This window comes from Flavobacteriales bacterium (assembly GCA_013214975.1).
Lineage (GTDB): Bacteria > Bacteroidota > Bacteroidia > DT-38 > DT-38 > DT-38.
Genome location: JABSPR010000016.1, coordinates 1 through 20,969, shown reverse-complemented (window position 1 = coordinate 20,969; position 20,969 = coordinate 1). Strand labels below are relative to the sequence as shown.

19 protein-coding genes and 1 pseudogene are annotated in these 20,969 nt (G+C 36.2%); 8 read left to right on the top strand and 12 right to left on the bottom strand.

All coding sequences use genetic code 11. The features are described from left to right. The first annotated feature begins 14 nt into the window (after window positions 1-14). A complete protein-coding gene (locus tag HRT72_00970) occupies window positions 15-446 on the top strand; it encodes a hypothetical protein (protein ID NQY66288.1) in 432 nt (143 codons plus the stop codon). Here HRT72_00970 and HRT72_00965 read toward each other — a convergent pair. The 9 genes from HRT72_00965 to HRT72_00925 form a co-directional block, all read right to left on the bottom strand. Further along, on the bottom strand, window positions 443-2,905 hold the full coding sequence (locus HRT72_00965) for a TonB-dependent receptor (GenBank protein ID NQY66287.1): 2,463 nt from the start codon (window positions 2,903-2,905) through the stop codon (window positions 443-445). The genes HRT72_00970 and HRT72_00965 overlap by 4 nt on opposite strands. A gap of 27 nt (window positions 2,906-2,932) precedes the next feature. Beyond that, window positions 2,933-4,072 (bottom strand): imelysin family protein, encoded by a 1,140-nt coding sequence (locus HRT72_00960; GenBank protein ID NQY66286.1) that lies wholly within the window; start codon window positions 4,070-4,072, stop codon window positions 2,933-2,935. 19 nt (window positions 4,073-4,091) lie between these two features. Further along, a complete protein-coding gene (locus HRT72_00955; protein ID NQY66285.1) occupies window positions 4,092-4,598 on the bottom strand; it encodes a hypothetical protein in 507 nt (168 codons plus the stop codon). A 62-nt stretch (window positions 4,599-4,660) separates the two neighbouring features. Continuing rightward, on the bottom strand, window positions 4,661-5,848 hold the full coding sequence (locus HRT72_00950) for a DUF4856 domain-containing protein (protein NQY66284.1): 1,188 nt from the start codon (window positions 5,846-5,848) through the stop codon (window positions 4,661-4,663). A 152-nt stretch (window positions 5,849-6,000) separates the two neighbouring features. Further along, window positions 6,001-6,933: a sterol desaturase family protein gene (locus tag HRT72_00945; protein NQY66283.1), complete on the bottom strand. Its 933-nt coding sequence runs from the start codon at window positions 6,931-6,933 to the stop codon at window positions 6,001-6,003. A 320-nt stretch (window positions 6,934-7,253) separates the two neighbouring features. Then, window positions 7,254-7,808, bottom strand: a complete 555-nt coding sequence (locus tag HRT72_00940; protein ID NQY66282.1) for a hypothetical protein — start codon at window positions 7,806-7,808, stop codon at window positions 7,254-7,256. A 59-nt stretch (window positions 7,809-7,867) separates the two neighbouring features. Then, window positions 7,868-8,449 carry a MerR family transcriptional regulator gene (locus HRT72_00935; GenBank protein NQY66281.1) on the bottom strand — a complete coding sequence of 194 codons (582 nt, stop codon included), beginning with the start codon at window positions 8,447-8,449 and terminating at the stop codon, window positions 7,868-7,870. 121 nt (window positions 8,450-8,570) lie between these two features. Next, a complete protein-coding gene (locus tag HRT72_00930) occupies window positions 8,571-9,881 on the bottom strand; it encodes a hypothetical protein (GenBank protein NQY66280.1) in 1,311 nt (436 codons plus the stop codon). After that, window positions 9,871-10,449, bottom strand: coding sequence for a sigma-70 family RNA polymerase sigma factor (locus HRT72_00925; GenBank protein NQY66279.1), 579 nt, complete (start codon window positions 10,447-10,449; stop codon window positions 9,871-9,873). Before HRT72_00925 ends, HRT72_00930 begins: the two co-directional genes overlap by 11 nt. A 775-nt stretch (window positions 10,450-11,224) precedes the next feature. Between HRT72_00925 and HRT72_00920 the strand changes: the two genes are divergently transcribed. From HRT72_00920 to HRT72_00890, 7 genes and pseudogenes are all read left to right on the top strand, one after another. Further along, complete coding sequence (locus HRT72_00920) at window positions 11,225-13,321, top strand: HEPN domain-containing protein (GenBank protein NQY66278.1); 2,097 nt, start codon at window positions 11,225-11,227, stop codon at window positions 13,319-13,321. Between the two features lie 7 nt (window positions 13,322-13,328). Next, on the top strand, window positions 13,329-13,940 hold the full coding sequence (locus HRT72_00915; protein NQY66277.1) for a bifunctional precorrin-2 dehydrogenase/sirohydrochlorin ferrochelatase: 612 nt from the start codon (window positions 13,329-13,331) through the stop codon (window positions 13,938-13,940). Window positions 13,941-13,981: 41 nt separating this feature from the next. Beyond that, window positions 13,982-15,109, top strand: a pseudogene (moeB, locus tag HRT72_00910) (molybdopterin-synthase adenylyltransferase MoeB). A 4-nt stretch (window positions 15,110-15,113) separates the two neighbouring features. Further along, a complete protein-coding gene (locus HRT72_00905) occupies window positions 15,114-15,770 on the top strand; it encodes a phosphoadenylyl-sulfate reductase (GenBank protein NQY66276.1) in 657 nt (218 codons plus the stop codon). A 12-nt stretch (window positions 15,771-15,782) separates the two neighbouring features. After that, window positions 15,783-16,793 (top strand): homoserine O-acetyltransferase, encoded by a 1,011-nt coding sequence (metX, locus tag HRT72_00900; protein ID NQY66275.1) that lies wholly within the window; start codon window positions 15,783-15,785, stop codon window positions 16,791-16,793. Between the two features lies 1 nt (window position 16,794). Continuing rightward, window positions 16,795-17,208: an OsmC family protein gene (locus HRT72_00895; protein ID NQY66274.1), complete on the top strand. Its 414-nt coding sequence runs from the start codon at window positions 16,795-16,797 to the stop codon at window positions 17,206-17,208. A gap of 4 nt (window positions 17,209-17,212) precedes the next feature. Further along, entirely contained in the window at window positions 17,213-18,385 is a 1,173-nt protein-coding gene (locus HRT72_00890; GenBank protein NQY66273.1) for an O-succinylhomoserine sulfhydrylase, read from the top strand. A gap of 2 nt (window positions 18,386-18,387) precedes the next feature. On the opposite strand, the gene HRT72_00885 is transcribed toward HRT72_00890, so the two are convergent. The 3 genes from HRT72_00885 to HRT72_00875 all read right to left on the bottom strand — a co-directional run. Next, window positions 18,388-20,367 (bottom strand): tetratricopeptide repeat protein, encoded by a 1,980-nt coding sequence (locus HRT72_00885; protein NQY66272.1) that lies wholly within the window; start codon window positions 20,365-20,367, stop codon window positions 18,388-18,390. Between the two features lie 49 nt (window positions 20,368-20,416). Further along, entirely contained in the window at window positions 20,417-20,656 is a 240-nt protein-coding gene (locus tag HRT72_00880) for a DUF2007 domain-containing protein (GenBank protein NQY66271.1), read from the bottom strand. Between the two features lie 6 nt (window positions 20,657-20,662). Then, window positions 20,663-20,969 (bottom strand): hypothetical protein (locus HRT72_00875; protein ID NQY66270.1); only part of this gene is annotated, 307 nt, incomplete at its 5' end.

Sequence of the window (20,969 nt, the reverse complement as noted above, 5' to 3'; positions counted from 1 at the left end):
ATTAGTTTTGGCCCATGAAAAATTTAGCCTTCAAACTAAGAATACAAAACAAGCAAGGAATAATTCCAAATTTGATTTGTACCCTTAAGCTTTTAGTAAATGAAAAGAACAACTTCTCTTTGGGGTTATTTAAAACCAACACAGAAGGAGATATCGAGATAACACAAAGTATTGCTGAAGACAAAATCAAAGAATTTTCCAGCCTGTTTCCAGACGACTACAATGGTAACGAAAGTAACTTTAACGGCCAGCTAGAATGTATTATAGAAAGTAGTATCGATATCAACAATCGGTTAGAAAAAATAAAAGAAATTCTTCCTGAGAATTATAAAAAGATGGCTCCTATTTTTGAAAACATTTCAAACAATCGTCTAACAAAATCTTCGGCTGCTGTTATAGAAATATCGGAGCACATGGCTTTAGATATTTCCGATATATCGGTTTAAATCTTTACTTGTAGAGTAATATAAAAGCTCCTAGAAGCAGAGGGTATAATTCCAGGACCTGGGTACCCTGTAGCTCGTCTTGTAAAGTAAAGTTCGTTAGCCAAGTTGTTAATTCCTGTTTCAATTTGAAATCGTTTTATCTTATACTTGAACGATAAATCCATCACATCATAGGATGGTATTAATCCCACAATAGCACCAGGGATAAAAACCATTTTACCGTTTACATCTTTACCAGCGTTAGTTGCATCGCTGTAATGTTCATGCACATACGAATACTGATAGGCTATCGTAAACTTTTCCGTTGAAAAAGTAATTCCGGTTTTTAGATTGAAAGGAGGTACCGACTCAACGAGCTTATTTTCAAATGCCGGTTTATCCGAATTCACATATCTAGATTCTGTAAAAGAAACATTCACGTGTGTTTTTAAATCGTATTTACAAGTATCCGAAACGAACACCTTTAACCAATCCACTTCAGCAACTGCCTCCACCCCTTTTGTAAACGCATTCGAAATATTAGTTCTTAATCGATATGGAATATATGTTAGAGAATCTACTGCATCTACCTCACCTATTCTGTTGTTATATGCGAGCATAAAAATAGACGCATCGTAATACCACTTATTAGATTTTGCACCTCTTACACCAAGGTCGAAATTATACCCTGTCTCATCGGAAAGGTTAGGATCTATTCTGAAATTACTATTCTGAATTTGCATATCGGTAAAATTGATGCTTCTATAATTCTGAGAAATATTCGAATAAAAATCAGCAACCGGCTTCCAGTTATACCTTAATCCTAATCCAGCTATTACAAGTGATCTGCTGTTATTTCTTGTATCCGAATAAATAGAATCGAAAATTTGATTTCCCGCTAAATCAAAGCGTTCCTCTTGATAGGTACCCTCTGCATTTGTATTGATGTGTTCAAAACGTACACCAGGTGTAAGGCTAAATTTTTTACTCAGCTTGAGGATGTTTTCAGTAAAAACAGCAATGTTACTACTTGGAAATTCATACCTAGACCTAGCTCCATCCACATAATTAAAACTTGCAGCCGCACTGGTATCCGCAAATCCTTGTTTACTCAGGTTATACCCTTGGTAATACCTCGCCCCAATAAGAAACGCCCAAATATTATCCTTGACTTTATATTTATGCAAGAGCCTAGTTTCATTTCCCCAGTTTTTAAAATACCCAGATATTAAATCTCGCTGATCATTAATATTATCTGGTCTGCTAATGTTTCCTAATATACCAAGTGCTTGTCGAGATGCCAATAAACCAAATAATTGTGTTTTGAAATTCGTGTTCGTAGAGAACTTATGATCTAATGACAGAGCAGCCAAATTCCAATCTACTTTAAACCAGTTTCGCGCTCGTTTCGACTGACTAGGATCAGAATAAAACTCAGCATCTGTTAAGCCCCCTGGCTGTTGCGATAAATAGTATTGCTTGGTATACTCTACACGCAAGTCTGTTTTGTCCGTCAATTCTCTCTTTAAATTGATAGCACCGGAATAAACATTGTACTTTGAATTTGGTCGCCACTCATTTCCTGTTCTGTATTTTAAGTAACTATATCCCTTCCATTTACCCTTATTCAAACCCATTCCTAAGTAAGAACTGAACATCCCAAAAGACCCATATGTATTCCTACTAACTACTTCAAACTTCTCTTCTTCTGGTCCGTCATGTAAAATAAAGTTTACCAGCCCTCCAAATTGAGTTCCGAATTGTAATCCTGCAGCGCCACGTAAGAATTGAATTTTACTGATCGCCTCTGCTGGTGGTGTATAATAGCTTTCGGGGTACCCAAGAGCATCCGCACTTATGTCGTACCCATCTTGTCTCGTATTAAAATTGGATGTTCTACTTGGATTAAGACCTCTACCACCAATGCCTAATTGAATACCAGAACCTCCACTTTCCCAGATATTAAGACCAGGTATTTTAGCATAGATCTGCCTTCCTTGATTGGCTGCCAAGTTCCCCGTAACGTTGGTTACATTGATTACCTCATTCTTCTTCCCTTCACTTATCAAAACACCTTCAATGGATCGCATGTGTTCCATATCACCCATACCATCCCTGTCTCCATGTATATCAACGGATTTTAACATTTCAGCCTTTTGTGCTAAAACCGTTTTAATCTTAATATTCGGTTTGTCTACAACTATTTTTTCTATTCTCTTATCGAATCCAATCAAGAAATACTCGATATTATAACTCCCATAAGGAATATCAGGAAGTATGAACTTTCCTTTCTCATCGGTTTGAGTAGATACATTAACTGTGGTGATATGAACCGTACAGAATTGTACCGGTTTATTGTTTCCCGCCGAAAGAATCTGGCCTTCGACTGTTCCCTTTGGTGTTTGCAGGGCATAGCAAAGGTTCAAACATCCTATGAAGACAATGGTTATTAAAAAGAATATTTTGTTCCCGATTCCCAAATCATGCAAATTGGCTGCAAAAATACACTAATCACCGTCACTGTCCTGGTATGTGATTAATACATCTAGTGCATTAGTCATGTCTACCTTTAAATAAGGAACCAGTTTCTGCATTTCCTGATATACGGCTTGAACACCTGAATTATTATCAACCACTTCTTTAGACAAAGGGTCGCTAATACTATTAAGTTCCAAGATGATATTTTCTATTTGAGCATCAATTACTTCTTCGAGAGGAAGTGTTCCGGACATCGCCTCAACAAAAGCCATGTAGTCATCCAATCCATCGCCATTAACTGCGTCGTTGTAGCTTTCTCCTTTTATAAATTTTTGGATTGCAGTTAAAGATCGATGCACAAATGGCAAAGATTGATTGTAGTATAAAGCTTCCACATGAGTTGGCATCTCCTGACCAGAGAAACCGTTAAATACTCCAGCTGGTAAACCTATTTTTCCTTTCCTAACATAAGTTTCATAGTGCTTAACAAGAGAATTAATTAAATCACTCACTGAACTTCCTTGCGCATTACTTGCACTATTATCGATAAATGAAGTTGCATAATCCGAGTTCCATGAGGAGCTAACTGAGGTAGCATTCGAAGCCAACTCATCAACTACATCCTGCAAATAAACTTTTGCATTCGGTGTTTCTGAATAATAGTCCACAATATCTTGATCCGTTGATCCCTTTCCGTTTATTAGATAATCTACAGCTTGAAATCCTTTCGCAGTATAATTAGAAACTGTTTCTAAGTTATAATCCCCTGATGCAATGTTGTCGTTAATTTCAGATGTATCGACAGGGTAAATATTTGTTTGTCCACGTAAAGCTATTGTGCTAGCCGGACCTATTTCCAAAAATGCAACATCTTGCCAAGTAAGAAGAGCTGTTTCCCACTGGGTTCTTACCGATTGCAATCCTACTGTACTTGGTGTAGCATTAAACGAGGCAACATCTGTTTTTAGCTGATTCGTTTCCGTTTCATATGCGCTGTAAGCCGGTACAATATAATTTGTGGCAAGGTTAGATAACATTGCCTCATTATCATATGGATCTGTAGTTTCGCTAGGAGTTGAATTTCTCCTTTTTTCACAACATGAAAACCCGAACACCACAATCAATAGTATTGGATATAAAATGTTGAACTTATTATAACGCGTTGTCATTGATATCAGTGATTATTGTTTAAAATCGAAAGCCAATTTTAATTCCTCCAAAGAAACAAAATAAATGCTCAGGGTAATCCAAACTCGATTCGGGAGCTATCTTTCCATTTGGCGATAATTGAATTATATATGCAGGTCCTAGATCAATAGCTAAACATAACTTTTTTCCTCCCATGTAGTTAACCCCAAGCGGCAAATAATTGATATTCCTAGCGCCACCGGAGCCCTGTAAATTATAAGAAGAACGAACTCCCCAAAAAGGATTGAACTGTTTTACATCAATAGGTCTAAAAGAATAAAAATTCATCCCAATACCGCCTCCAAACAAACCAATTCCTAGTTCATAGGATAGCCTCTTATTGAGTAAACGTTCGTAAGAAATTCCAATGGTAGTTGAGGTTCCTCCTCCAGCGATCGAAAGAATACTTTTAAATTCTGGTTTTTCGTCTATCGCGACATCTTGTGCTAAAGATGACGCTGCAATAAAAAGTGTACTTAGTAGAGATAAAATTATGGGTAACCTCATTCTGCTTTGTATAAAGATAAAAAGGGCCGATCACCAAGATCAGCCCTTTCAATAGTATTCCTCTACAATTCGCTCTTGTAGCTCGTTAAGCCTGTTCCTGCTGCGATAATATCGATTGCAGAATTCAATTTAGCAGTTGTCACAAGGCTAAAATCTGTACCGATAAGTGCAAGTGCCGCATCAATATCTGTTGCTGAAATACCAATACCTGTAATAGAGTTATCACCATATCTTAAACCATTTGTAAACGCATAAGCTTCAGATAACTCATGGTTTAATTTAGTTGGATCGGTAATGTTAGAAATTGCTCCATTCAAGTAATGAATTGCTGTACCTGCACAAATTCTCTCCATCTCATTCTTGATGATTACAATTTGTTCATCTCTCATAACTGTGTTCTCGTGATCAATCGCAGCTCTACCTCTAATAAAAGCTTCAACAATAGTAGTTGCAGAACCCAATACGCTTTCTCTTCCGTTAGCATATTTTCCCCAGAATCGATCTGTTCCATCTCCATCTGCAGAGAAAGTCGCTTCTGAAGTAAAGTATCCAAATGCCTCATCCCAGTGATGTTGCATATCAGAATAATTCTTTCCATCGGCTATTTCTGTACCATCAGACACAACTGAGTTTAGATAATTATTTGTCATCTGGTTCATGAATACAGCACACATCAATCCTTTTTCAATCAATTGTGTGTATTCTAAACCATTTGCCGATTGCAAATAAGTCTTAGTTCCATTGGTCCAAACTCCACCTTGACCATATTCCTCAGCAGAATTATCGTATGCCAAAGCACTTAAAGCAGCCAAATCATCCATATAGGTTTCGAACATTGCTTGCACTCCTGCATCACCACCAGCAGTTTTACTCTTTAATTGTTTAGAAGACCCAGTCATTCCTAATGCATCACCATCCGTCCAAGTATAAGACTCGTTTGCATACATGCTTTTTAAAGTAGCAGCATCTACAGTTGTTCCAACTGCATTGGCAGTTTTCATATAAGAAACCAGTTCTGAAAGCATTTCTAATCGTTGTTGCTGACCACCAAAGCTTACTGTGCTTTCGCCAGCTTCATTTGTGAAAGCATAAGTTGATGGAACATCAATACAGGATTCATCATCCTTTTCTGCTGTTGAGCTATAGTTAGGAGAATTTACATCCATGCATCCTTTTTCTTTTCTACAAGATGTTGTAGAAATTGCAAGTGTAATTAAAGCCGCACCTGCATAAATTGAGTACTTATTCATTATTCTAAATTTTTGGTATTCTGTTTTATATCCCTGTTATTTAGAACCGTTCTAAATAAGCTGGCCAAATATACGAGATATTATTTAGAATGGTTCTAAATAAGAAAAATAAACTGTATTTATTTTATTGAAAATATTTGCAAACTCACTGTTTACAGTCTTTTAAAGGGGGCTAAGAGATTCTTACGGAAACTGTTGTAATTAGGATCTTCCCTTTCTCCCAACCCAAAATGTATCTCTTTAACGGAATCGGATTTGATTAAAGTTCCAAATAAATAGTCCCAAATGGCAAGCCTCGATCCCAAATTGGTATCAAAATGCTCCTTCTTATTGCTATGATGTATCTGATGTTGAAAAGGACTGATTAATATGTTCTCCAGAAAATCAAAATATTTTAGTCGCACATGAGAATGCCGAAGATTGGCACCAACAAACATAAAAGCAAAGTCGAGGATGTTAATTCCCAAGAAAGTTAAAAGACTAATAGATCCGTTTGCTATATAAAAAAACAAACCGGTTATAAGTCCTTTGATTACGATTCCTTTAATGTTACTAATAATCAATTCAACCGGATGAATTCTATATTGTGTAAATGGATTAAGTACTGTTGCCGAATGATGGACCTTATGAAACTTCCACAGAAACGGAACACGATGAAGCAAATGATGAATAATGTATGTGAAAAAATCTGTTACAATAACTATGGATAACGTGTATGTAATAGATAGAGCAATTGGACTAATATCAACCGAAAATGCACCAAAACTTGAAATCAAATATTCGTTAACACCTTCCGTAATTGTTAACGAGTAAATTAGAAATGGAGCAATTACTAATACCTTAACAAGTGTATTGAACAAAATAAACAGGTAATCAACTATAGCCGATTCGCTAGTCCAATATTCTCTTTTGAACAAATAGCCGAAAAAAGTAATCTTTAAATTCGATTTACGATAAACGTAATAAGCCAATAAAAGAGATGTAATTAAATACAGAGCGTAAACCCTTTTACGAGGAGACAACAGGTATGAGGAAAGAACATCCCTATAATCGTTTACTATTTCACCTAATTGCTCTATTAGCATGGTTCAAAAATAAGTTATTGAATTTCACATCAACCTACTTTCTGTAAGTATTGGTACAAATCCCTTTTTCTTAGATGATTACAATACATATACACAAGAAGAATTTTAAAATTGAGGCAACGTTTAGTGGATTCACTTTGTCTTAATAGTAACCAAATGAGATAAACTAACCAAGTTCAGGTAAGGATGACGTCAAGCTTGAAGATGATGAGTTCGAAACGATAGTTTGTTCGGTCCAGCAATGGGCGATTTTTAATCGAAACTTGCATTGAGAGTAGAAAAACCTTTACAACATTGTAAAGGTTTTTTTGCTTTTAGGCCTACTTAGAATTATAGGCATTTAACATGCAATCATAAACCTCATAACCCATGTAGTCCGTTATTTTAAAGTTAATGTGCATTACTACTTCTGTTTCCGTTTGGGTTAATGTGCCATTTCCAATAATGAAATCTGTACTATCTCCATCTGGTTGTTGGTACAATAACAATACTGTATTATCTAGTATATATAGATCTACTGGATTGGTAAAATATTCTGCAAAATTGGTAAATGAATAGTTCCAGTCATCCACTTTTTCGAACGACATGTCATATGTAGCTGCGGCAAAATAACCTGGTCCAGGAGAACACGCATCATATGTCTCATAATTTCCTAAAGTGAGATACAAACAAGAACCATCCGACATGGTTGCTAATGGATCATAGTTTGTTGAAGCTCTATCCGTGCATCCATATATATAGTTACAGCTGTTGTCTTCCTTTTCACACGAAGCACAATAATTTGTTGCCAGATCATCTGTACATCCTTCCTTTTTACACGAAGAATAAAACATAGCCACTAAAGCCAAAACCAATATTACTTTTAATCTCATCATTAATTATTTTTCCCTGTTCATGCTATTTTCATGCCAATTGTGCATTTCTTTAATAACCTCTATTTCCCAATTTTATCTCCCAACTTATTCTTTAACTCTTCGATAATATTATGCACCGAGATAGCAATAAATGTTTCACTAAATTCTTGAAAGGGCTCAGAAACAAATTTTGCTGAGGTACTCGTACATACTAAAAATGTCTGTTGATTATTACTCACACAATTCAAAATTGAGGTCCTTAATACTTGTAGCAAAGGCATCTGAAAATCGTATGTTCTCATATCATTTTCTCTAAAATTCTGTTGATAGAACCTTCTGTCTAAATTCTCATTATCGTTTAAAGCGTATTTGATTCTTCTAATATCACTAAGTGATGTGCCTCTATCTCTTAATTCGACCACTATAGATAGCCAAACAAAATCTACAAAAGAAAACCGTTTCCAATTCTTCTCTTCTTTTCTTGTTATAAGTAGTCCCTTGTTATTCCAATGATTAAGAACTCTGGAGGTTATTCCAACGTCCTTTAGCCTAAAGATCTCGTCGTCTGCTTCTCGATTCACAAAGTCTTCGAAAGACGATCCCCGTTTTTCGGTTCTCTTCGCCTCTTCGCGATAATATTGATCTAAGTAATCTCTATCCACAATCTTATAATTACATAAATGTAATGTTTTTGTATGCTGAAATTCAATATTTATGTTACTCGAAATTTAGGCCATAAAAAAGGGGTAATTAAACCCCTTCTTTATTGTTAGATGGCATTTCCTAAAAGCTTAGCCTAACACCTAACGCAGCCCCATAAGACTTCGTTTTATGATGTTGGTAAGGTGTTCCTGAATCAGAACTAAGCACATTTGTAAGTCCTTTCTTCGCCAATATTTCCGCAAAGACAGAGAAGTGACTATTAAACGATCTCTCTACTCCTCCACTAGCTGTAAGGCTTAACCCTACTCGTTCAAATTGAATAACTTCTCTAAAACCTGCGCCTTCGATATCCTCTTCATAATAGTTAGGCTCACTTGTTCTGAGCACTTTATTAAAGACTACCCCAGCTGTGTAGAAAAAGTTAAAATTCTCGTTCGGACTATAATACTTGGTGTTTTCCCTATATACTTTAACTCGTAAAGGAATATCCATATACCTTCCATTATAATAGTAATCTATAGTACCTACAAAATTATCATCCGAATCTTTCAGCTCGATAGTCGCTATTACAGGTTTCTTTTGCGTTAACCAAACACCAGATTGAAGAATTACTTTTTCGCTTAATACTACTCCTACATTAATACCAGTTGTATAAGTAAAGACATCTTTTGTCGAAGCAGAGTTGTTCAACTTGGTGTACTCATTCAGATCTCTTTCTGTTGAAACTGAATTCCCAGCCAAGTCAGCACAAAAGAAAGGACTGAAAGCCCAAGACCTTGCTACTTTCTCCTTCGGTGGTTTATCCTCTTTAACCTTCATTTTAGTATCGACATAGTCCTTCGATTGGATCTGATCTTCTGGTTTTTCCTCATTCTCGGAAACTCGATCTTTTCCCTCCTTCAACTTACCCATCTTCAATTTAACATCCTCGTTGTTTTTATAATCTTCACCAACATATGGTTTATATACATTTTCAATGGCAGTAGCAATTACAGAATCTTGCCCACCCTCATTATTTAAAATCAACTCTCCTGCAGATTCAACTGGTGGATCTATTGTGATTGGTGCAGTTGGAATTACATCTGAACTAATCTCCGTAGAAGTTGATTCCTTAATACTTTCTGATTCCATCTCAATTGATGGAGTACTTGGTTCTTCCTCTGGAGCTAATGTCGTATTACTTTCTACAACAGAATCTGAAATAGCCTGTTTTTCTTCTTTATCCGACGATGAATCTGAGAAGAATAAGAATCCTAACCCCAATAAAAGTATAGACGCAAGAATATAGAAAAAGCCCTTCCGGTCCTTTTCCTCTTTCCTACTTTCAATTCCTTCATTCATCATCTTCTCACGAAGATTGTCCCAACCACTATCGATTGGATCCATTTCGAAGTTCTCGAAAGCGTCTTTCATATTATCGCTATCCGCCATACTCTTCTTGAACTTTATTAAGTTCTAAAACTTTTTCCTGCATCTTCTTTCTCGCTTTTAAATAATTAGAACGAGACGTCGATTCATTAATTTTTAATTCTTCCGCTATCTGTTTATGCGAATATCCCTCAATGGCATATAGATTGAAAACCATTTGATACGCAGGAGATAATTCTTTAATTAGATTCATTAGATCTTTTACAGATATGTTCTCTAATATTTGTTCGTCACTAACCAGATATTTTGAAATTTCTTCCCCATCCTCATTTTGAAGTCTCGCAATATCATTTTGACGAATATTCTTCTTGTAATGATTAATGGCGGTGTTCACCATAATCCTTTTTATCCAACCTTCTAACGAACCCTGAAAGCTAAACTGGCCTAAATTCTTAAACACTTTTATATAGCCTTCGTGCAACACATCCGATGCCTCATCTCTATTCTTAGTATATCGAAAACAAATCGCCGTCATCTTATTCAAATAGGTGTAATAAAGTTCCTTCTGGTAACTTTCTAAGCCCTTCAAACATCCCGAAACTAATTTTTCCTCTTTTCCTTGGGAAGACATTCGTCTTTTGTTCTTTAATTAACGACTTAGTTATGCTAAGTAATTTCAATACTTGTTTCTCTATCAAAGAGAATCTCTTTCGAGTAATTCTTGGCAACATTGCTAAAAAGAATATTAAATATTAAACAATTAATCTAAATAATCCCAAAATCTGGAGTATTATCAACCTGGACAATGTATTGAAGTAGCAGCAGTTAAGTTAAATCTACATCTTTACTTTATCCTAATTTCTATCCTATGTTCCTAACCATCAGTATTATAAAAAGAACAAACAGTCCAACTGTGACAGCTATCTTGTATACCTTGGTTTCGTAAAAGTTTGTATTTTTCATCTGACTTGAATTTCTATTAATTACATTTTTCATTTTCAAATCCGCTTTTTAGTTTGTCGTTACCTTAAAGACAGCCAGGCCTTCCTTTTCGTTGCCTGCAAGTTTAAAAATTATCAGTTTCAACACCCATCACCGTTTGATAAATCACTTTCCACAATAAAAATTTAGTACAACTGATGCCAGATATTTGGGTTTAATTCGTCTTATATATAATAGCCAAAGGGCACACTTGTTATTTTTATGAAATAAGTTTAATTTTGTAGGTATGAGAACGATCATAAATATTACTTATAGGGCTTATTGCTGTTGCAGCGCAATGTGTTGTTGCACGAATGCTTAAAGAAGGGCTATATCAATATTTGATTGTAAATCATTAAAGAAATTATAACAAGATATGTAGCCTTTCCAGATGGAAGGGTTTTTTTATTTATAACACTAGTACTATGAAAAGTTTCAGATCCGAACTTGAAGATTTAAATAATCCAATAGTAGAGAAAGACATTTTAGATTTAGCTAATAAGATCGAAGAGTTCCATAATGGGAAAATTGATGGGGAGAAATTCCGAAGTCTTCGATTAGCAAGAGGGGTATATGGTCAACGTCAACCAGGCGTTCAAATGATCCGCATTAAAGTTCCTTATGGTAAATTAACTGTTGCCAAATTGAACAAGATATGTGATGTAGCAGATGAATACGCTACTCAAAAAATTCACCTTACTACACGTCAGGATATTCAAATTCACTATGTGAGTTTAGATAGAACTCCTGAGCTTTGGGCAGAATTAGAAAAGGAAGAAGTTACCTTAAGAGAAGCTTGTGGTAACACAGTAAGAAACATTACTGGCTCTATCAATGCTGGTATCGATCCAGATGAGCCGTTTGATGTTACTCCATATGCTGAAGCTTGTTTTCAGTATTTATTAAGAAACTCTCCTGGTCAGGATCTAGGTAGAAAGTTTAAAATATCTTTCTCGTCAAGTAATCAAGACACTGCGTTTTCGTTTATGCACGATTTAGGACTAATTCCTAAAATTAAAGATGGCGTTAGAGGATTTAAAGTAATGCTTGGTGGAGGTTTAGGATCGCAAGCAATTCACGCATTACTAGCTTTTGATTTCTTACCAACCAATGAGTTAATTCCATTTACCGATGCAGCTATTCGAGTTTTTGACAGAAATGGCGAACGTTCAAGTAGACAAAAAGCACGTCTTAAGTTCTTGTTAAAGAAGATGGGATTAGAGGAATTCATGCGATTGGTTAAAATCGAAATGAAAACATTAGAAAATCAAACCATTGAAATTGATGGTGTTGATCAGCCTATTCCAAACGTTGCTCTTGTTACAGAAGAAGTAACTCTTTCTGACGAAAAACTTTACGAGGATTGGTTTAGAACTAACGTTAAAAAGCAAAAGCAAGATGGTTTTAACAGCGTAAGTATTAAAGTTTCCTTAGGTAACTTAACTACTGAGACTTCTAGAAAACTCGGTGATATCGTTACCAAATTTGCGGATGATGATTTCAGAATTTCTGTTGGACAAGGTTTCCTTTTACGTTTTGTACCAGATGCGAATTTAAAATCTGTTTTCAATGCACTTAACGAATTAGAACTTGCAACTCCAGGATTTAATTCTATCATGGACATTACTACTTGCCCAGGAACAGATACTTGTAACTTAGGAATTGGAAGTAGCTATGGAATGGCAACTGAACTTGAAAGAGTAATCAAAGAAGAATATTACGATCTAATATTTGATACGAAATTGACTATCAAAATCAGTGGTTGTATGAATGCTTGTGGACAGCATACCATTGCAAACATTGGCTTACACGGCAGCTCATTTAAAAACAACAATGTAGTTATACCTGCAATGATGTTGTTATTAGGTGGTGGTGTTGAGCTTGACGGACAAGGATCAATTGCCGACAAAGTAATCAAGGTTCCTTCAAGAAGAGTGCCAGATGCAGTAAGATTCTTATTAGATGATTTCGAGAAAAACGCTAACGATGGCGAGTATTTTAACGACTACTACCAACGAAAAGAGAAAAACTATTTCTACGAATTGTTACTTCCTCTAGCTAACCTTGAGACGATTCAAGAACATGAATTGTTCGATTGGAGAAGCAAAGATAAATTCAAAATGGAAATTGGAGTTGGAGAATGTGCCGGTGTAATTATTGATTTAGTTTCTACTCTTTTATATGAAGGTGATGAAAAACATCATTGGGCAAAAGAAGCATTAGAAGCTGGTCAGTTTGCAGATGCAATTTACCATTCGTACAGTGTATTTATCCAAGGAGCTAAAGCTTCATTGCTTTCAAAAGACGTGAAATGTAATACGCACACAGGTATTATTAAAGATTTCAACGATCATTTTGTAAGTACTGGTGAGATCACAATGTCTTCGGATTTTGAAACAGCTGTTCTTAGAATTAATCAAAACGAGCCTACAGAAAGCTTCGCTAAAGAATATTTAGAAGAAGCTAATGCATTCTTAACGCAAGTTAAAGACATGTCGGCTCGCGAAAAAGCAACTGTATAAACAGATCATGAGCATTTCTTCAGATAGAAATAATCTCTTTCCCCTCTTTCTTAAACTGGAAGAGTGGGATACTCTTATTGTTGGTGCCGGTAACATTGGACTAGAAAAACTAACCGTTTTGATAGCCAGTTCTCCTAAAGCAAGGATTAAAGTGGTTGCCGAAAAGGTGAGCGATGCCTTTGAGCGATTTGCTATTCAACATGCAAATGTGGAAGTAGCAGAGCGTTCTTTTGAGGAGCCTGACTTACATGGAGTAGACATGATGATTTTAGCAACTAACAATAAAGAGGTGAATGCTGAAATCAAAGAGATGGGTAAGAAGTATCGCATCTTAACAAATGTGGTTGATACCCCTGGCTTATGTGATTTCTACTTTGGTTCTATTGTAAACAAGAAGCATTTAAAAATTGCTATTTCAACAAACGGGAAATCACCTGTGGTTGCAAAAAGATTACGTCAATATTTCGAAGAACACCTTCCGGATGAGATGGATGACAGCATCGAGAATCTACATGCTTTAAGAGATAGAATACAAGGTGACTTAGCCCAAAAGGCAAAAGCACTTAATGATCTTACTCAAATTTTGGTCTTAAAAGAAAAAGAAGAGCAACAAAACTAATCGTGCCTACTGCTAATCTAAATAATTCCTCGTCTGCATTTAATTCACAAGAATTAGAGCAATACAACTGTCAAATTATTTTGCCGGAAATGGGATTGAAGGGTCAGCAAAAGCTGAAAGATGCCAAAGTACTGGTTATTGGAAGTGGTGGTTTAGGCAGTCCTGTTTTACTTTATTTGGCAGCGGCCGGAATTGGCACTATTGGCATTATTGATTTTGATGTTGTGGATAGAAGTAACCTCCACCGTCAAATTCTTTTTACTGACAACGAAATAGGTTCGTCTAAAGTTGAGCTTGCTAAGAATAAACTAGAAGCATTAAATCCTTCTATTTCGGTTAAGACTTATTATGAAAAGATTACCTCTAAGAATGCTTTAGAAATAATAAAAGAGTACGATATCGTTTCCGATGGTTCGGATAACTTTCCTACTCGCTATTTAATTAACGACGCTTGTGTTATCGCCAACAAGACTTTAATCTATGCTTCTATCTATCGTTTTGAAGGACAAGTTTCTGTCTTCAACTTATTAGTTGATGGAGTAAGAGGACCAAACTATAGAGACCTATTTCCAGAGCCACCAGCACCTAATTCAATACCAAGTTGTGCAGAAGGTGGTGTAATTGGTGTTCTTCCAGGAATAATTGGCACCATGCAAGCCAACGAAACAATAAAGGTTATTACAGAAATAGGCGAACCTCTTTCTGGTAAGCTCTTCATTTTTGACGCTTTAAAAGCCGAATCAAGAACGATTAAGTTTAGTAAAAACGAAGATACATCACCAGTAAAAGAACTTATAGATTACGAAGCCTTTTGTGGTGTTAATGTACTTCATGAAGGACTTGAAGATTCTTTAAACGAAATCAATATTTCTGAACTAGTAGACCTAATTAATGGGAAGGAACAGATTCAAATAATTGATGTTCGTAATCCCGAAGAATACGCCGTAAACAACATAGAAGGAGAGTTAATTCCTCTAAATGAAGTTAAAATTAGGCACAAAGAAATATCAAGAGATAAGAGAGTAATTATCCATTGTAAATCTGGCAAAAGAAGTGAGCGAGCTATTCGTCTACTTCAAGAACAACATGGGTTTAATAACTTGTATAATTTGAAAGGTGGCATTGACGCTTATCTTTCACAAGCAAGTGAAGCATTAGCTTCTAACTAAGACGATGGGAGAATTAGACAATATAAACGCAAAGTATAAGGACCTCAACTACGAGGAACGTATCAAGGAGTTGTACAACGATTTCGAGATGGAAGATGTATTACTTACTTCTTCATTTGGGATCACTTCTATTCTAATGATTCACATCTTTAATCAGATTAAGAAAGAGCAACCAATTCACTTTATCGATACACACTATCTTTTCGAAGCAACATTAAAGTACAAGCAAGATCTAATTGATCGTTTTGGTCTTAATGTAGTAGATATTTATCCGGAAGATTGGAAAAATGAATTTACTACTAAAGACGAAACGTGGACAAAGGATGTAGACCTGTGCTGCTCAATAAACAAAGTGGAGCCTTTAGAAAAAGTTAAAGAAAACCACAAAGTTTGGGTGTCTGGCTTAATGTCTTGGCAAAGTAGATACAGAAGTCGACTTAAAGTTTTCGAAGAAAAAAATGGCATAATCAAATTCCATCCATTAATAGATTTAACCCAAGAAGAAAGCGAAGCTTACATTAAAGAACACGATCTTCCTTTTCACCCTATGAAGGATACTGGATATTCTTCCGTTGGCTGTACACATTGTACCCAAAAAGGAGAAGGTCGTCAAGGAAGATGGATGGATTCGAGAAAAACTGAATGTGGATTGCATTTATAATTAACAAGAATAATGGCAAAAGAGTTATTTAAAACCGAGAGCACGCTACACTTAGATTGCGGTAAGCGTCTCAACAACATAGAAATCGCCTATCACACATATGGCGAGCTTAACGAAGATAAAAGCAATGTTGTTTGGGTCTGTCACGCGCTTACGGCAAACTCTAATGTTGAAGATTGGTGGGGCGGATTATTTGGCGATGGCAAACTAATTGGTCCCGATAAATTTGTGGTTTGCGCTAACATCATCGGTTCATGTTTTGGCTCTACAGGTCCAACTAGTATTGACCCAGATTCTGGCAAGCCATACTTTTTAGATTTTCCAATGATCACAATGCGTGACATCGCTAAAGCGCATGTTATGCTTAGAAAGCATCTAGGGATTGAGAAAATTAGCCTCGGTATGGCTGGCTCGATGGGTGGTTCACAAATCTTAGAATGGGCAATCATCGAACCTGAAGTATTTGAAAAAATGGTTGTCATTTCTACAGGCGCACAAGAATCGGCTTGGAGAATTGCTATTCATACTACCCAAAGAATGGCAATTGAAAATGATAAGACATGGGGGGAGAAAGATATTAAGGCGGCATCGAACGGATTAAAGTTGGCAAGAGCAATAGGTATCTTGACTTACCGTAATTACGAGATTTTCCAAGAAAAGCAATTAGACGCAGAGCCTAAAATTGAAGATTTTAAAGCTGCATCATACATTCATTATCAAGGGCGAAAATTATTGAATCGCTTTAATGCTTACTCATATTGGTACTTAACCAAAGCTATGGATGCACATAACGTAGCTTGGAAAAGAGGAAATAGTATAGAAAAAGTACTTGGAGACATTAAAACAAATACGCTAGTAATAGGAACTAGAAGTGATTTATTATCTCCAATTGTTGAGCAAATTTATTTGGCTGAAAAACTAGGTAACGCCGTTTACAAAGAGATTGATTCTGAATTTGGTCACGATGGGTTCCTTACAGAAACAGGATTACTTACAGACATCATCAAACCTTTTATGAACTAAAATGAAGATCGAAATAAATAGAGTAAACGATGCCATGCATATGGAGGCTACCAACGAAACCGGTAATGTGGTTTCTATGGATGGATCTCCAGAAATAGGTGGTGTAAATGCTGGTGCCCGTCCGATGCAATTGGTTCTAATGGGATTAGGTGGATGTAGTTCTATTGATGTTCTAAACATCCTTAAAAAGCAAAAACAAGTTGTAGACACATACAAGGTTGTAATCACCGCATCTCGTGTAGATGCTGTTCCTTCTATATTCGATGAGATTAATATTGAATTCAACGTAACAGGAGATGTAGATGAAAACAGATTGAAACGCGCCATCGATCTATCCGTAGACAAATACTGTTCGGTTGGTAGAATGATTGAAAAGACTGCGAAAATTACATCGAGTTACACATTAAATAAATAAAATTATGGGCCAGAATTTTGAAACGAAAGCCGTAAGAACGCAAGCTGAAAGAACACAGATGAAAGAGCACTCTGTGCCAATGTATCTTACTTCTAGTTTCTGCTACGACGATGCTGAAGAAATGCGAGCTACGTTTAATGGTGAAATCGATAGAAACATTTACAGCCGATTTTCGAACCCTAATACAAGCGAATTCGAAGCAAAAATGTGTTTACTTGAAGAAGCTGAAAGAGGACATGCAACAGCTTCTGGTATGGCTGCTATCTTCGCAAGTTTCGCCGCTTTGCTTAGCGCTGGAGATCACCTTTTAGTTTCAAGATCTATTTTTGGTTCTATCCACAGCTTAATCCTACACGATCTTACAAGATTCGGAATTGAATACACATATGTAGACGTTGACAAACCAGAAACATGGGAAGCGAATATCAAGAAGAACACGAAAATGTTGTTCATTGAAACGCCTTCTAATCCTGGTTTAGATATTATCGATTTAGAGTGGGCAGCTAACCTGGCGGAAGCACATGGTTTAATTTTAAATGTAGACAACTGCTTCGCAACACCTTATTTGCAGCAGCCAATTAAATACGGCGCTCATATATCTTGTCATTCTGCGACCAAATTTATTGATGGCCAAGGAAGAGTAATGGGTGGTATCGTTTTAGGAAATGAAGAGCTAATCGAAAAAGTATACATGTTCTGCAGAAGAACTGGTCCTTCGATGTCTCCTTTTAATGCTTGGGTACTTTCTAAAAGTTTAGAAACACTTGCGGTTCGAATGGATCGTCACTGTGAAAATGCATTAAAGCTTGCACAAATATTAGAGGCACATCCAGATATTGAAACAGTAAAATATCCAGGATTGAAATCACACCCTCAGTTTGAGATAGCACAACGTCAAATGAGACTTGGTGGTGGAGTTGTAACATTCACTGTGAAAGGCGGATTGGAAAGAGGTGTTAAATTATTAGACAACCTTGAGATGTGTTCACTAACTGCCAACTTGGGAGATACAAGAACAATTGCAACTCATCCTGCTTCTACAACTCATTCCAAATTATCCGATGAAGAAAGAGCAGCGGTTGGAATTTCAAACGGTCTTATTCGTATTTCTGTTGGATTAGAAGACATCATTGACATCATCAAAGACATCGAGCAAGCTTTAGATAAATCTAAATAAGCTTACTTCTGTTTTGCAGCTTCTTCTGCTGCTTTAGACCTTGCGAGGTACTCAATGTATTTTGGCTCGTCACCTAAATTGTAATAGCCTACAGCTATATTTCTCAAAACGTTTATTGAATTCGGATCTTGCTTAATTGCCTTCAAAGAAATTTCTATGGAGTTTTTAAAATCCTTCTTCATGCCATATGCTGCTCCCAGGTCTTTCATTGCAGTAAGGTAATCCGGCTTTAAAGTGAGAGACAACTTTAAGTACGTTATCGCATTATCAAAATCACCTAGGTTACCATAGCTCTTTCCTATTAGGTAGTATAAACCATAATCGGCCTGTTTTAATTGAAGGTAATTAGATAGATAGGTAATGCAGTTTTTGTAATCCTTAGCATCATAGAAAGCAAATCCTCCATTATAATATGCCTTGCTATAACCCGGATCGAATTGAAGGGCTGAATTAAACGAAAAGATGGCCTTGTCGTACTCTTCGGTTAACTTATAACAGTTTCCCAGATTATTCCATGCATCTAAGTATTCGGGGAAAATAGCAACTGCCATTTCCAATTCGGCCGCTCCTTTTGCTGCCATATTCTTTCTCCTTTCTATATCAATAATATCGTTAGCCTGTCTATACAATTCCGTTCCCCAATTGTAATGTATCCGTGCACTTTCCGTAGCAATCTTAACATCATTAGAGAATAAGGTATCGTTGTTTTCCCAATCTTTATTTCTGTCAATCGTTCTTGCTCCATATAGACTCAGCAGCACTATTAAAACAAGAGCATAGATCTTATTATTCTTTAATACTTGAATTACTCCAGAAGACAAATCAAGCACTTTGTCTCTCATTAATTTAGGAAGCAGCATACCTACTACCATTGCATAGCCAAGAGAAGGGGCATATAAAAACCTTTCCGCGAAAGTGGCTCCAATATACATGAGCACATTAGCTACCGTTATTATGGTGAAGAAGAAAAATAGGATGCCAAAAGAGATGGGGTCTTTCTTCATCAAACCTTTATAAGCGACAAACAGCAATCCTATAATTACTGCCAATCCGCCTAAAGACTTAGCATGAAATAAGCCAACGACAGGTATTTGATTATAGGAATAGTCGTGGGTTAAATAGAATGGCACAATAAGCTTCCACACGTATAGCAACTGGATATAAGCTCCCGTTGCTAATCTTTCAATTAGGCTATCTGTAGATACCACAGAGTTATTTAAGGCACTCACAATACCATCATCCATGGCTCTTGTCATACCAGAAATAACGTGATGATGCCACCAAAGAAGAATTGCTGTTACAGCTGCTAGTGCACCAAGTACTTTAAATATCTTTTCTTTGTTTGTATCCGTGAAAAAATGTAACATCAATGGAATAACCGCTATTAGCGTTATGGCGCTTTCTTTCGAGATAAAAGATATCATGAAGAATAGTAGTCCTAATGCAGCATTTAATAGCTTGTTAGTATCGATGTACTTAATAAAAAAGAGCATACTCGATATTGAAAATAAAAACGCAAAGATTTCATCTCTTCCTTTAATATTCGCTACAGCTTCCGTGTGAACTGGATGTACAGCGAAAAGAAGTGTTATGCTAAGAGGAATGAGAACATGGTACTTATTGAACAACCGGAACATTAAAATGCCCAATACGAAAACGCTAAGCGCGTAATAAAGAACATTAAAGAGATGACTGATAAAAGCATTGTTTCCAAAAAGCTCCACCTCCAAAGCAAAAGAGGCAATTAATGTGGGCCTATAAACACCGCCATTAAATCCGTTAATACCATTAAGCATGTTTGTGGTGAAGATCTCTCCTAGACTTCCTAAACCATCTTGAACAAGTGTATTATTTATTAAGACCAGGCCATCATCCAAAGCATATTGATGATCTAAAGTATTTGCATATAAAAAGAATGCAAGGATCGCTGGAATCAGGGCGAGTTTCCAGGCTTGGATATTATTTAAGGAAGTTTCTTTCAATGCTTTTTTCTTAACGGCAGTTAAGATAAATTTTTTCTATCAAAACAGATTATTGCTTGCCATGCGAAAATTCATCAATTATAGGCTGGGCTTTATCTAAATTTCTTTCGAGGATATAAAGATCAACCATTGCCGATCCAGCAACCCCACCAAATCCAGCAGTAAGTTCAACATGATAGTCGTTCCGAATCTTAACAGGTAGGCCAATCTCTTCTAAGATTCCTTTTAAGTGCATTGCGGCAATTTCACTTCCTGTAAATATTTTTACCATCGAACTTTCGTCTTCCATCGCTTTTTACCAATTAGTGTTAACATAAGTATCGTGTGCCACTAAAATCACCTCATCATCCTCTCTAATTACATTATATAGCTTTTTCATCCCACCTATTCTAAACTGAATCCTGTTCTTTTGCCATTTAACAATTAGCTCTTCCTGATATCTAATCGGCGATACACCTTCTTCCTTTTTATCCCAAGAAAGCAAATCGTATTCTCCTTCTGGATTTAGAATCACAGCACAATACTTAATATCATCGGGTACTTCTTCTATAAACTCATGTGTCATAATTGTGTCGTTGAAATCTACAATGAAACCTTCCATA